Source organism: Psychrobacter sp. Rd 27.2, from assembly GCF_001921755.1.
Classification (GTDB): Bacteria; Pseudomonadota; Gammaproteobacteria; order Pseudomonadales; family Moraxellaceae; genus Psychrobacter; species Psychrobacter celer.
The window spans coordinates 70931-83844 of the sequence record NZ_MRYB01000002.1 but is presented as its reverse complement, the minus strand read 5'-3'; the positions used below and the strand labels follow the sequence as shown (position 1 = coordinate 83844).

The 12914-nt window shown below is 46.5% G+C and carries 13 protein-coding genes; 8 read left to right on the top strand and 5 right to left on the bottom strand.

Features of this window, described 5'->3' with window-relative positions; translation table 11 throughout:
- Positions 1-2: 2 nt before the first annotated feature.
- Together BTV99_RS02705 and BTV99_RS02700 are read left to right on the top strand one after the other, a co-directional pair.
- Positions 3-314: a type II toxin-antitoxin system Phd/YefM family antitoxin gene (locus BTV99_RS02705; RefSeq protein ID WP_025646995.1), complete on the top strand. Its 312-nt coding sequence runs from the start codon at positions 3-5 to the stop codon at positions 312-314.
- Positions 315-334: 20 nt separating this feature from the next.
- Positions 335-595, top strand: coding sequence for a Txe/YoeB family addiction module toxin (locus tag BTV99_RS02700; RefSeq protein WP_025646994.1), 261 nt, complete (start codon positions 335-337; stop codon positions 593-595).
- Positions 596-605: 10 nt separating this feature from the next.
- Here the strand turns inward: BTV99_RS02700 and BTV99_RS13395 are convergent, their stop codons facing one another.
- Positions 606-758 (bottom strand): hypothetical protein, encoded by a 153-nt coding sequence (locus BTV99_RS13395; protein WP_178377923.1) that lies wholly within the window; start codon positions 756-758, stop codon positions 606-608.
- An 86-nt stretch (positions 759-844) separates the two neighbouring features.
- On the opposite strand from BTV99_RS13395, the gene prpF reads away from it, so the two are divergent.
- The 3 genes from prpF to BTV99_RS02685 all read left to right on the top strand — a co-directional run bounded on the left by prpF (position 845) and on the right by BTV99_RS02685 (position 4512).
- Positions 845-2086 (top strand): 2-methylaconitate cis-trans isomerase PrpF, encoded by a 1242-nt coding sequence (gene prpF / locus BTV99_RS02695; protein WP_075100833.1) that lies wholly within the window; start codon positions 845-847, stop codon positions 2084-2086.
- Between the two features lie 152 nt (positions 2087-2238).
- Positions 2239-2838, top strand: coding sequence for a GNAT family N-acetyltransferase (locus BTV99_RS02690; RefSeq protein WP_075100832.1), 600 nt, complete (start codon positions 2239-2241; stop codon positions 2836-2838).
- Between the two features lie 150 nt (positions 2839-2988).
- Complete coding sequence (locus tag BTV99_RS02685; protein WP_075100831.1) at positions 2989-4512, top strand: bifunctional 2-methylcitrate dehydratase/aconitate hydratase; 1524 nt, start codon at positions 2989-2991, stop codon at positions 4510-4512.
- A 40-nt stretch (positions 4513-4552) separates the two neighbouring features.
- On the opposite strand, the gene BTV99_RS02680 is transcribed toward BTV99_RS02685, so the two are convergent.
- Positions 4553-5323 carry an SDR family oxidoreductase gene (locus BTV99_RS02680; protein WP_075100830.1) on the bottom strand — a complete coding sequence of 257 codons (771 nt, stop codon included), beginning with the start codon at positions 5321-5323 and terminating at the stop codon, positions 4553-4555.
- A 193-nt stretch (positions 5324-5516) separates the two neighbouring features.
- Between BTV99_RS02680 and BTV99_RS02675 the strand changes: the two genes are divergently transcribed.
- Together BTV99_RS02675 and BTV99_RS02670 are read left to right on the top strand one after the other, a co-directional pair.
- Positions 5517-6884: a DUF2868 domain-containing protein gene (locus BTV99_RS02675; protein WP_075100829.1), complete on the top strand. Its 1368-nt coding sequence runs from the start codon at positions 5517-5519 to the stop codon at positions 6882-6884.
- 66 nt (positions 6885-6950) lie between these two features.
- Positions 6951-8564 carry a DUF3482 domain-containing protein gene (locus BTV99_RS02670; protein ID WP_075100828.1) on the top strand — a complete coding sequence of 538 codons (1614 nt, stop codon included), beginning with the start codon at positions 6951-6953 and terminating at the stop codon, positions 8562-8564.
- Positions 8565-8568: 4 nt separating this feature from the next.
- Here the strand turns inward: BTV99_RS02670 and BTV99_RS02665 are convergent, their stop codons facing one another.
- The 3 genes from BTV99_RS02665 to BTV99_RS02655 all read right to left on the bottom strand — a co-directional run bounded on the left by BTV99_RS02665 (position 8569) and on the right by BTV99_RS02655 (position 11823).
- Complete coding sequence (locus BTV99_RS02665; RefSeq protein WP_075100827.1) at positions 8569-9627, bottom strand: ArsA family ATPase; 1059 nt, start codon at positions 9625-9627, stop codon at positions 8569-8571.
- Positions 9628-9709: 82 nt separating this feature from the next.
- The gene (locus BTV99_RS02660) at positions 9710-10018 is read right to left on the bottom strand and encodes a cory-CC-star protein (RefSeq protein ID WP_075100826.1); all 309 of its coding nucleotides are present in this window, start codon (positions 10016-10018) and stop codon (positions 9710-9712) included.
- 125 nt (positions 10019-10143) lie between these two features.
- Positions 10144-11823, bottom strand: a complete 1680-nt coding sequence (locus BTV99_RS02655; RefSeq protein WP_075100825.1) for a carbon starvation protein A — start codon at positions 11821-11823, stop codon at positions 10144-10146.
- Positions 11824-12175: 352 nt separating this feature from the next.
- Here BTV99_RS02655 and BTV99_RS02650 point away from each other — a divergent pair, with 352 nt between their 5' ends.
- Entirely contained in the window at positions 12176-12844 is a 669-nt protein-coding gene (locus BTV99_RS02650; RefSeq protein ID WP_075100824.1) for a hypothetical protein, read from the top strand.
- Positions 12845-12914: the final 70 nt, after the last annotated feature.

Below are 12914 nucleotides of genomic sequence, written 5' to 3'. Positions count from 1 at the left end.
TTATGAGAGTCATTAGTTTTTCAGAAGCGAGAAAGCATTTAAAGTCGGTTTTAGACACCGTTAATGACGATGCCAATGCCACTATTGTGACTCGCCGTGATGCAGATGATGCTGTGGTCATGTCCCTTGATTACTACAACAGCCTGATGGAAACCGTCTATTTATTAAAATCTCCTGCTAATGCCGCTCATTTAGCAAAATCAATTGCGCAGTATCAAGCTGGCAAGACGGCAGTGCGTGATTTAATAGATAATGAAGATGTAGAGGACGCTGATAGTTATTCAAGCGATGAAACCGATGCTGAAGATGCTTAATACTACTGCAAGTAAAAGCTATGAATGAACAGCTAGCATGGACGGATGCCGCTTGGAAAGATTATCTATATTGGCAAACGCAAGATAAAAAAACCCTTAAACGCATCAATAAGTTAATCACAGAGTGTAAACGCAATCCATTTGAGGGCATCGGCAAGCCCGAACCTTTAAAAGAAAATCTATCAGGATTTTGGTCTAGGCGTATCGATGATTCTAACCGTCTAGTATACGCAGTTGATGATAACTATCTGACTATTATTTCTTGTCGCTATCATTATTAACTTTTTAAATCTATCCAAACTTAAAAGGTGTAACCTGACCTATTTCAATCTCTGTTTGAGCGATTAATAATTGACGCACAAACTCATAAGATAAATCAGGATTATCTTGCATTATCTGATTAATTTTTGCCGAATTATCACTTTGTTCTTTTCCTAAATGCATAACAACCTCTATTTCAATTAGTCTTGATCACTCTATACTACCAATAAAACTATAAACAAGTCATAAATATATAAAGGACTCCAACAATGACCCAAAACCAACCTACTTTCGCCCCGCAAATCTCCGTCCCTGCCACCTATATGCGTGGCGGTACCTCAAAGGGCACATTCTTTAAATTATCTGACCTACCTGAGCGTTGCCAAGAACCAGGCCAAGCCCTTGATAATTTCTTACTGCGAGTCATTGGTAGCCCAGACCCGTATGGCAAGCAAATCGACGGCCTGGGTAATGGTAGCTCTAGTACGTCAAAAACGGTGATATTGTCTAAAGCGTCGCGCGCCGACCATGATGTTAATTATTTATTTGGACAAGTTAATATCGCAAAGCCGATGATTGATTGGGCGGGTAACTGCGGTAACTTAACTGCCGCCGTGGGTGCTTGTGCGATTAATATGGGTATCGTTGACGCCGAAAAAGTCGCTAATAGTATTGATAACAATGCTGAGACTGGCATTTGTGAAGTGCGTATCTGGCAAGAGAATATCGGCAAAACCATTATTGCTCATGTGCCTGTATACAAAGATGAGAACGGCAAGGTGCAAGTACAAGAAACTGGCGACTTTGAGCTTGATGGCGTCACCTTCCCCGCAGCTGAGGTCAAAATTGAATTTATCGATCCCGTTGATTCTTCTAGCGATATGTTCCCAACTAATAACCTTGTTGATGATTTTGATGTCTCAGATTGTGGGTTGGATAAAGATAACGTTAAGGCGACTTTCATTAGCGCGGGTATTCCCACTATCTTCATGAAAGCGGAAGATTTAGGCTTTAGCGGTACAGAATTACAAGGCGATATTAATAGTGATAGCGAAACGTTAGTAAAACTAGAAAAAATTCGCGCTCGTGGCGGCGTCGCTATGGGACTATTTAAAGAGGAGTCTGAGGCACAAGCGAGCCAACATATTCCTAAGATCGCTTGGGTCGCTCCTGCACAAAGTTATACCGCGTCGAGTGGTAAAGAAGTTGATAAAGAAGATATCAATCTTGTGGTTCGCGCGATGAGCATGGGACAGCTGCATCATGCGATGATGGGCACCGCAGCGGTCGCCATTGCGGCAGCGGCCACCACACAAGGGACATTGGTCAATGAGGCGGCTGGCGGCGGCGAGCTGACCGAGGTGCGTTTTGGTCATCCATCAGGGACGCTACTGGTCGGTGGTAAGACCGAACAAGTCGACGGCCGCTGGCAAGCCAAAAAAGTCTCGATGAGCCGCTCTGCGCGCCGTATTATGACAGGCGAGGTATTTGTACCAGCGGATAGTTTTTGAGATATTTAACGCCATACCGGATAGTTTGATCGTTTGAATGCAGATAAAATCTGTCAAACTATCCATGGTTGATAAAGGGCTAAATCGTTATAATGCCACTGCTTTATGATGTTTCTCTTGTTTTTTAGCCTACTGCCAAAAGCCTGTAAATTATGACGTGTGAATTTTCTATAAAAACCTTTGATGAGCTAACCTCAGTTGATATTTATCATATTTTAAAAGCCCGCTCGCAGGTGTTTGTCGTCGAGCAAAACTGCGCTTATCAAGACATGGATGAGGTGGATTTTGATTGCTTACATCTTATCGCGCATCAAAACGCCGCGCTGGTTGGCTATTGCCGTATTATCCCGCCTGACTTTAATCCCAAAAAATCGCTAGAAAATCCGGCGTATTCTATGCCTGCTATCGGCAGAGTGCTGGTACTCAGTGAGTATCGCAATCAAGGGCTGGCGCGGCAAATCATGACGCATGCTATCAAATACTGCCGCAAAAAGTACGGCAAAAAGCCCATCATTATCTCCGCGCAGACCTACTTGCTCAGCTTTTATGAGTCGTTGGGGTTTGTCACCGAAGGCGAGCGCTATCTGACAGACAATATCGAACACGCCACCATGGTGTTGCCGCTACTCAAAAAAGTCAAAGTCAAAAAACCGCCGTCAGCAGGCTCGGGGGTGGCCAGTAAGGTTTTGGGTGTGCTGCTTTTACTTTTTAGCCTGATGTTTGTCGCAGGGCTGATTTATTTGATGACATAAGATAGCCATTTGTTGAATCTAAGCTTAAGGATATAGGCTTTTAAATAGAAGTATCGGCCTTGTGTTTTTACATGACGTCACTGTGCTGCTAGATTGAGTATGTTACTTTGTGAGAATACAAGTATCTGACTCAAGGAAGAGGTAACGGTTATGTCTACTATATCTAATACTCAAAACGCTACCGTCGAGAGTAATATCCGTCCAGAATACGACGATGAGATCCAAAAAATCGCCGACTATGTGCTGAGCTACTCGATCGATGATGACTCGCCAAATAGTGCTGAGGCATGGGATACGGCTCGTTACTGTCTGATGGATACACTCGGCTGCGGGCTGCTGGCACTTCGTTTTCCTGAATGTACCAAGCACCTAGGGCCTGAGTGCCGCGAGCAAATCACTCCCCACGGTGCGCGTGTGCCTGGCACCTCCCATCGACTTGATCCTATAAAAGCTGCGTTTGATATCGGCTGTATGGTGCGCTGGCTTGATTATAATGATACGTGGCTTGCGGCCGAATGGGGTCATCCTTCCGACAATTTAGGCGGTATCTTGGCGGTGGCGGACTATATCAGTCAGCAAAATATCCGCCAAAACAAAGCCCCGCTGCTCATGCGTGACGTGCTAGAGGCGATGATCATGGCGCATGAGATACAAGGGGTGCTCGCCTTAGACAACTCATTCAACCGTGTGGGTCTTGACCACGTATTCTTAGTCAAACTTGCCTCAACCGCTGTCGTTGCCAAACTCTATAAATTACCACGCGAGCGCATTATGGCAGCCATCTCGCAAGCGATTGTCGATGGCCAAGCACTGCGTACCTATCGCCATGCGCCAAATGCTGGTAGCCGTAAGTCTTGGGCGGCAGGTGATGCAACCAGCCGCGCCGTACGCTTGGTCGATATCACTCGCCGCGGTGAGATGGGTATCCCAAGCGCTCTAACCGCGCCGCAATGGGGATTTTATGATGTGCTGTTTAGCCATACCAATAAAGACTTGGCACTCAAGCCTACAGGCGATCGACGGTTTACCTTTCAGCGCGAGTTTGGCAGCTATGTGATGGAAAACATCTTGTTTAAGATAAGCTTCCCTGCCGAGTTCCATGCCCAGACCGCGTGCGAGGCGGCCGTGATACTACACCCTCATGTCAAAGACAACATCGATGATATCGAAAAAATCGTCCTAACCACTCATGATTCAGCCATTCGCATTATCTCTAAAGAAGGTGCACTGGATAATCCCGCCGATCGCGATCACTGCTTACAGTACATGGTCGCGGTGCCTCTATTGACGGGCGACTTGATGGCAGAAAACTACGAAGACGACTATCACGAGCAGCATCTGTCTATCGATGAGCTGCGTAGCAAAATGGTGGTCGTAGAAGATGCACAATATTCAGCGGACTATCATGACCCTAGTAAGCGCTCGATTGCCAATGCCATTCAGGTGTTTTTTAAAGACGGCAGTCACACTGAAAAAGTCGCCGTTGAGTATCCTATCGGCCATAAACGTCGCCGCAAAGAAGGCATTCCAGTACTAAAAGCCAAGTTTCGCGCCAGTTTGGCCACACGTTTTATTGACAGTCGCTGTGCCGATATCTTTGCGCTATGTGATGACCAAAGCCGCTTAGAGCAAACACCGGTCAATGAATTTATGGATTTATTTGTCGCCAATTAATGATTTGACGATTTTATCAACCACCCGTTTTACCTATCTTTTACCAAGGTATCGACTCACCTGCCCAATCGACAAAACTGCCAGATTGGGCAGCGCTCATACTATCGAGCACTTCCAGTAAACGCTCGGCGCTATAGGCTGGCGAGAACAGCTTTTCGTCCGCCACATTACCTTGAAACGGTGAAGATAACTGGGTATCAACCGTACCTGGCTGCATGACGACCACGCAGACATACTTTAGCGACCGACTCCATTCAATGCTCAAATTCTTCATACCCATATTCAGTGCCGCTTTACTCATACGGTAGCTGTACCAACCGCCAAGCCTATTATCACTGATGCTGCCCACTCGCGCCGATATGGTCGCAAAAATAGCAGGCTTATCCGCACTACGTTTAGATTTTGCGAGTAATGGCTTGATATGCTTGGCAATCAGTAGACTGGCTAAGGCATTTATCTGCATGCTCTGCAAAAAAAAGTCCGTCTCCAGTTGTCGTAGCGCCTTTTCTGGCTGATTGTGCGGCGTATGTAATAAGCCGGCACAGTTAATCACCCAGTCGATATGAGTGGCTTGTTGCTTAATATCAGCAATGGCGCGCTCAATACTCAGCTCATCGCTGACATCCATGGACAGCCACGACAAGTGGTCTGCGGCAAAGTCAGGCTGACTTTTGTGATAAGTGGCATATACCCTTGTATTTCCTATATTTCCATCACTTTGTTCATTAGCAGTCCGTTGTAATAGCTCTTTCACAATCGCCTGACCGATACCACCGGTGCCGCCAATGACCAAATAATTTTTTTGTTTCATAATATCGGCCTTATGGTTATCTGTATTATAGGATGCTGCTTATCTTCATTATTTATTTTGGCGCATTTATTTTACATTTACTATGAAAAAACGCTAAAAATAACCGAAGTCACCGCCATACGATATAAGCTACAATAATCATTCACACAATCAAACTGATGATTGTTGACCAACGCTTTTATACGGATATCTTATGCTATCACCCCAAGACCAACTGACTGAGCTGGTGCGCACGCTTGAGACGCAGCAGCATGTCTTTGCAACCGACCCGCTACTTATCACCGAAAAGCTGCAAAGCGAAGATGGCACGCCTATCCAAAAATTGCACCGCCGCGCCTCACGTATTGATAGTAACGGTGCGCTGGCAGGGGTGCTCGGTAAGATTGATGCCCGCATAAAAGGCATCATGGTAGTCATGAGTGTGGTGTGGTGCATCTCAGGGTTTCTAGGACTGTTTGCCCTACTTCAGACCAATGTGGTTAATTTCTTTTATGTGCTGGTCTGCTTGCTTGGCTTTCATACCATTATGCTCTTAGGCTGGCTTGCGATGACGCTCATCAATCAAGGCAAACAGTCGTCCAATTGGTTTGCCAGTTTTGTCAGTCCCAGCTATCTTATTCGTGGTAAAGACGATGTGACCAAAGCAGCCGTTGACTTGTACGAGCGTCAACTACAGCACAGCGGCATGCGCTGGTATTTGGGGCGTTTTAGCCATCAATTATGGCTCGCTACCTTGACGGGTATGCTGCTGGCCATTGTGTTTTTATTGATCGTGCGTCAGTACAGTTTTAGCTGGGAGTCGACCTTACTGTCTGATCAGGCGCTTATCACGTTGACTCAGATACTCGGCTGGCTGCCAAGTATGGTAGGGTTTGATGTGCCAGACAGTACTGCTATCGCCCAAAGCCGTCTGGTGACTGAGGCGATGCCGCTGTCTGCCGCGCGGCAATGGGCGGGGCTGTTGGTAGGAAGCTTGCTGATGTATGGTATCGTACCTAGAGCACTCGCTTGGGCGTTTTGTGCGTTGATGTTTCGCCGCAAAAAAATGCGCCTAGATATCAAGCAGCCTTATTATCAAAAGATTTTGAATTTTTGGCAGCGTCATGTGGTTGATGTTGATGATTTTAAGGAAGCACCCGCTCCTGTCGCGCCAAAAGCGACGGTCAGCACTGGTAAAAAACTGGTGGCCCTGCTCGAGTATCCAGCAAAGCAAGACAACTGGTGGCAATCTGGTCTTGATGCCGATATTAATGATAATAGTGAGATAGAGGATTTCGGTATCGTTGATGACCGCGATGATATGGAGCGCTTGACAAGCTATCTTGATAAGCACCCCGTGCAAGTATTATTAGGCATTCATAGTAATGCGCTGCCTGATCGCGGCACCCTGCGCAAACTCGATCGTATCGTAGAGCATGCGGCAGACGGGCTTATTATCCAGCTGCTTGGTGATGGAAATTTGGCAAAAAACTCGGTGCAGACGATAGCAAACCAAGACACTCGCTATCAACAGTGGCAAACCGCGCTTGCGGCGCGAAACATTGGTCTGGTGGATAGTTAGTCACGTTTTTTAGTATTTGCACAAAAGCTCTAGCGTTTATACATATGAATAATACGGAAACATAAAATGGATAATAATAAAACCAATGGTCAGCCCGTCGGCCTATTTGCCGATAAAGCCCTAAAAGACGAGCCTCGTGTAGGGTATGTAGAGGCCGCGCCAACAGCATCTACGCAGACTCACGCCACTGAAGAACCAAACGACTTGGCAGCGCACGCTGGCAAAAAAACAACCATCGCCAGTGGCGAAGCGCTGAAACTGGCAGTCGTTGGCCATACCAATACAGGTAAAACCTCTATCCTGCGCACACTATTACGTGATGTTTATTTTGGTGAAGTCAAAAATGAGGCGGCCACCACGCGTCATGTGGAGCAAGCCAAACTCACAGACAGTCAAACCGGTGAAGACTTGGTCATACTATATGACACCCCTGGCCTAGAAGACGCTTCAGGGCTGATGGATTGGCTAGAAGACAATACGGCCAGTCGCCGTGATGGTATTGAGCGTTTGCAGCAATTTTTGGCCGCAGATATCGCCCAAGGTGGTGATGCGCTAACAAGCAGTGGCGGCAATGACGACTACAGTCAAGAAGCCAAAGTGATTCGGCAGTTGCTGGCAAGTGATATGGCCATTTATGTCGTCGATGCGCGTGAGCCAGTACTCGGTAAATACAAAGATGAGTTGGCTATTTTATCTTGGGCGGCGATACCGGTGATGCCAGTATTTAATTTTACCGACAGTCAGGATGCCAATATCGATGACTGGCAAACGATGCTGGCAAGACGCAATCTGCATATCTCGACGCGCTTTGATTCCGTCGCCTTTGAATTTGAAGACGAGATGCGCTTATGGCAAAATCTCGCTACCATGCTCACTCACTCGGAGATGCTTGAGCAACTGATGGCGCGCCGTACGGAGAACTGGGCGCAGCTGTATGATGAAGCCAATATCATCATTGCCGACTTTTTATTAAATGTTGCCGCTTTCGTCCATGAGATTAATGAAGATGATGACCCAATGCCCATACTTGCACAAATGCAAGAAGCGGTGAGGCAAAGCGAAAGGGCGATGCAGCACAATTTGCTCAATTTATATAAGTTTTATGATAATGCGGTAGCAGCTACCCCGCTTGAATTACAAGCCTATCAGCAAGATCCTTTTGACCCTGAGCTACTCAAAAGCTATGGTATTCGAACCACATCGGGCGCGGCAGCAGGTGCACTATTAGGCTTGGGTATTGATGCGGCGGCCCTTGGCACGACGTTGGGATTGGGCGCTGCCATCGGTGGTATCGCAGGTGGGTTATTGTCTAATACCAGTAGCATCGCTGATAAAATCACTGGTGTAAAGCGCTTATATATCGACCCTGCCACCCTAACCTTACTCGCCACGCGCGCGATAGATTTGCTTACCGCCCTGCGCCATCGCGGTCATGCAGCAACCGATGCCACGCAATTGCTATATAAAGGTGAAAAACCCAATATAGAGCCAGCGTTAGATGCCGACGACCATACCGTCACACCATGGCCGACACACAAACTACCAAGCGAGCTCAAAAAAGCGCGCGGCAAACCGCAGTGGTCATCGCTCAGTAGCGGCAAATCCGAGCAGGCTCAGCTATTACGTGCCGATATGGCATGGTCGCTGGCGAGCAAATTACAATCACGTGAGCCTGAGTGACCAGCTAGCATGAAGCCTCTAGCAAGGTACTTAATGCATCCGTACCGCGTACGTCTGTTTTTTGCAAATGGATTGGGTATAGCGGATAATGGGGAAAACTACTTTCAATATCTTGCAGTAGCTGCTGCTGGCGCTCGGCACGATGCTGCCAAAACGCATCCGCCTGCGTCGGTGTGATCAGCTGATTGACCACTATCGCCGCTGGCGGCAGTTTACTGTCCTCTAATTGTGAGACAGCGCGTTTGGTCTCAGCCAGTGGTAACACGTCAGCGGTCATTACCAAGACAATCGCCGTTTGGCCACGGTCATGCAGCAGTAGGCCTGCTTGACGAAACAGTGCTTTGCGTTTTTCTAGTACGGATACTGCTTGCTCCCAGCGATCAGATTTTTTTGCAGCAAATGGATTTGGCACATCATGATCGCTGTTTTTTTGACCACTTCGACCACCACTACCACGCGTTTGATGGTGGCTGTCTAAATGGTTCGCCACCGAGCGCAATTTGGCTTGCCGCCTTTGCTGCGCCAATAGTCCATCTGTCCACGCGCCCATCATCTCAGGCAATACCAACAAACGCAATGTATGGCCAGTTGGTGCGGTATCAAATATGATATGTTCATACTTCTTATCAGAGTTGGCATCTGCGGCGCTGACGAGGTGCTGACACATGGACTCGAGCATGGCCGCTTCTTGTGCGCCAGGTGCCGACTTAGATAGACGCAGGTGTTCACGAATTTTGGGCATCATATCGGGGTTGGCATAGGCGCTGATGGTGCGCTGCACTTGAGCAAAGTGCGCATCGACGATGATGTCAGGGTTTAGCTCGATAGCATCAAGATAAGGCGTGACCGCTGTTTTCTCATGGCTCAACCGTACATTGAGCACATCACCTAGACTATGGGCCGGATCGGTTGAGATAATCAGTGTCTTTTTTTGCTGGCGAGCATAACCGCTGGCGAGCGCTGCAGCAGTGGTGGTCTTACCCACACCGCCCTTACCACCGATGAATATAATCGGCTGATCTGCCAGTTGGTCTATGAGTTTATGCAGAGGACGTAAAGCCATATTTATGTCTCAATTAAATTTCACGGAGCAATTAATCATAATAACTAACAATAACAGTCAATAACAGTTTCTAAATCAGCACCTAGCAGCAGCCAACGTGATCAAAGGGGCATCTATCCATACCCATGCGGGTGTGCCATTCATGGAAGTTTTCTAAAAATAAAGGCTGTAGCTCAAGGGTATAAAAGCTGGCAGGATTATCAATACCGAGACTCTCTGCAAACATCATCAGCATAAAAAAATCCTCTTCGTCCCGTGCTGCCCGTGCCATCGTCTGGCGATATGGCGCGTGATAAAACTCATTGAGTCCAGCAGCAAACCGTTGCCACCATGGTGCTTTTTCTTGTTGGTTGGTACCTTTTGGCTGATTTGCTATTGGGTTGTCTTCCATGATGTCCTTACCTCTTTCTTATTTTGCTTATTTATCATATCTATGATGCCTACCTCATACAAAAAACGCCAGCAATTGCTGCTAGCGTTTTTTATAAAGATATGGATGATAGGTTCTAACCTTAACTAGGAGTCCGTTTTACCTTTATGTGATGTCCATTCTTTACGCAGTACCGACAGACTCTCAAACGTCACTAAAATCGTGGCGATTAAAATGACAATATCCATAATAATGAGTAGCCAATTACCATCATTAAAGAACGTTTTTAGCTGAATCAATAATGCAAAAACGGTCATGATCAGCAAAAATGACAAAGGCGCTAAGGTATACCAGACAGGCTTACCTTTACGCAGTAAGATAACTGTGACGATCATCAAGGTTAAGGCCGCCATGAGCTGGTTGGTCGTACCAAATAGTGGCCATATAATCATACCGCCTGCGCCATCAATGCCACCTGCACCAAATGCCAGCAGTAGACAGCTTCCAACAGCGAGTAACGTGGCTACTACACTCTTATTTAGGACTGGTAGTTTATAAATCTCACCAAACTCTTGGAATATATAGCGCTGCAAGCGAACACCAGTATCCATCGTAGTACCAGCAAACAAAGCTGCCATCACGGTAAGCATGGTCTGGGATAGCACGATATCGATACCCACACCGGCATTGAGTATAGTGGCACCGCCATCGATGAACGCCCCAACAGAGCCGTCACCAAATTTTTGATAAACCGCTTGCCAATCTCCTAAGCTGGCAAAACCGGCAGTGGCCGCAAGAATGGCACCGAGCGCCAACATCCCCTCACCCAGTGCACCAAAATACCCAACAAAGCGCACATCTTCTTCTTTATTGATCTGCTTGGAGGTCGTCCCAGTCGCCACCAACCCATGAAACCCTGAAATAGCACCACAGGCAATAGTCACGAATAATAATGGTAATAGTGAAGGCGTACCGACTGGCAGTGCGGTATTGACGGCTGGCGCAACGATGTTTGGCGTTGCGATAAATACTGCCGCATACAATAAAACCAAACCGACAAATAACTGCAAACCATTGATATAATCGCGCGGCTGCAATAGCATCCACACCGGCAATAACGATGCAATCGCCGCATAAGTAAATAAGATAATGATCCACAGCGCATTATCAGGAAGACCCATAAAGGTCTCAGGTAACACCACAGGGAACATAGGACCAAGATAAATCAGCCCATATAAAGCAGTGACGCCAATGATAGACACCCAAACCAGATTCATCTTATAGCGATAGATACACTGACCGATGACAAAGGCCACGACTAACGCGCCCCATACTGGTAGTACAGCAGACGGCGTTTTAATCATCATATTGGCGATAGCAACACCAAACACCGCATTGACCATCAATAACAATAAAAATATCACGACCATCATCAAGCTGCGCACACGTGTGCCCATGACCGTACCAGCGATAGAGCCAATCGACTGACCGCGATTACGCATACTCGCCCAAATAGCGGACATATCGTGGACACCCGCCATAAAAATAGTCCCCAACACCACCCAAATGATGGCAGGCACCCAGCCCCAAATCACTGCAATAGCTGGACCGATGATCGGTGCCGCCCCTGCCACTGAGGTAAAATGATGGCCCCACAATACATATTTATTGGTAGGGACATAATCAATCCCATCTTTCATGGTATGAGCTGGCGTGGGACGACTGTTGTCCAATGCCAGAATTTTTGTGGCGATAAACTTTGAATAAAACACATAGCCGCAGAGCATGGCGGCAACTGCGATTAGCAGTACAATAGCACTGTTCATCTTATCTCTCCCTAGACAAGTATTAGATAGCCTTATGAGTTCAAGCTTTTTAAATCAAAATCCAAAAAGTATGCTAAATTAGTGAGCGATGAAAGCCTCAGAACATTGCTATCAAAGACATAGCAGCTGATCACTGGTTACAATCACCGATTTTTCATATGGTATTGTAAGGTTAAGGCGCTTGATAAATGAATACAAATTTTGATGAATTTTTCTTTGTCTATCTATAAGCATGTCTTCACTTCCTGTATGTTTTGATAAAAGACATGCCTTAGATAGTAACTGATTTATTGAAGGTTACAAAGGTTACAACAGTAGTAAGACGTTAAAAACAACAAATAAAGGAGTTAGCATGGCACATTATTTTGGATTCGTTCCTTCAGACAAATTAAAAGCGCTTATTACTGAAGCAGAGCAAGTGGTTGAATCAAATGAGTCAGTAGATTACTACCCTTATCGCGACGCGTTGACTCACCAAACCGCGCGTGACCTGATTGACAACCTACTCGTCGGCTTAGTGGACACTATTCCAAACCCTGAGCGTCAAGCAGCCATGCGTAAAGTGATCGGCACCGTTGAAAAAGCGACGGACACGCTATTAAATATCCTACTGGGTAAAGAAAACAACGAAGAAGTACTACCCAGCTTTCATTTCTTAAGAGATCGAGCGACGTTTATCGATAATGATGGTATCAAGCGCATTGGTTTTCAGCTGTCTGACAAAGACGCCATGACCATCGACAAAGGCTTTGCAGCGATTACGCCTGAGCATACAGATATGAAAATCTTTAAAACCGCGCTTGAAACCATGAACGAGGAAACGTTGACACACTTTGTCAGCCGCTATGCTGAAACCTTAAAGCTTGGCATGATCAAACGCAAATCTGTGCCCGTTGCCAAAGCGGCCATCGACAAAGGCATGTCTATGGCATTAAACAAGCTATTGCCCGACTTGCCAGATACTTCCTTAAACCGTTTGGCCAATTATTACCGCCCTTTTATCGTAAAAAAGCCAGAATAGCGAATATTATATTTTTATTAAGGCTGTAGTGTTGGGCAAATTTAGTAAAATTTGCTAAAATAGGCGGCAC

What these genes read in the sequence shown, in the direction of transcription:
- BTV99_RS02650 (WP_075100824.1), top strand. Translation starts at nt 12,176, where the DNA reads ATGGCACATTATTTTGGATTCGTTCCTTCAGACAAATTAAAAGCGCTT.
- BTV99_RS02655 (WP_075100825.1), bottom strand. Translation starts at nt 11,823, where the DNA reads ATGAACAGTGCTATTGTACTGCTAATCGCAGTTGCCGCCATGCTCTGC.
- prpF (WP_075100833.1), top strand. Translation starts at nt 845, where the DNA reads ATGACCCAAAACCAACCTACTTTCGCCCCGCAAATCTCCGTCCCTGCC.
- BTV99_RS02680 (WP_075100830.1), bottom strand. Translation starts at nt 5,323, where the DNA reads ATGAAACAAAAAAATTATTTGGTCATTGGCGGCACCGGTGGTATCGGT.
- BTV99_RS02705 (WP_025646995.1), top strand. Translation starts at nt 3, where the DNA reads ATGAGAGTCATTAGTTTTTCAGAAGCGAGAAAGCATTTAAAGTCGGTT.
- BTV99_RS02690 (WP_075100832.1), top strand. Translation starts at nt 2,239, where the DNA reads ATGACGTGTGAATTTTCTATAAAAACCTTTGATGAGCTAACCTCAGTT.
- BTV99_RS02665 (WP_075100827.1), bottom strand. Translation starts at nt 9,627, where the DNA reads ATGGCTTTACGTCCTCTGCATAAACTCATAGACCAACTGGCAGATCAG.
- BTV99_RS13395 (WP_178377923.1), bottom strand. Translation starts at nt 758, where the DNA reads ATGCATTTAGGAAAAGAACAAAGTGATAATTCGGCAAAAATTAATCAG.
- BTV99_RS02660 (WP_075100826.1), bottom strand. Translation starts at nt 10,018, where the DNA reads ATGGAAGACAACCCAATAGCAAATCAGCCAAAAGGTACCAACCAACAA.
- BTV99_RS02675 (WP_075100829.1), top strand. Translation starts at nt 5,517, where the DNA reads ATGCTATCACCCCAAGACCAACTGACTGAGCTGGTGCGCACGCTTGAG.
- BTV99_RS02685 (WP_075100831.1), top strand. Translation starts at nt 2,989, where the DNA reads ATGTCTACTATATCTAATACTCAAAACGCTACCGTCGAGAGTAATATC.
- BTV99_RS02700 (WP_025646994.1), top strand. Translation starts at nt 335, where the DNA reads ATGAATGAACAGCTAGCATGGACGGATGCCGCTTGGAAAGATTATCTA.
- BTV99_RS02670 (WP_075100828.1), top strand. Translation starts at nt 6,951, where the DNA reads ATGGATAATAATAAAACCAATGGTCAGCCCGTCGGCCTATTTGCCGAT.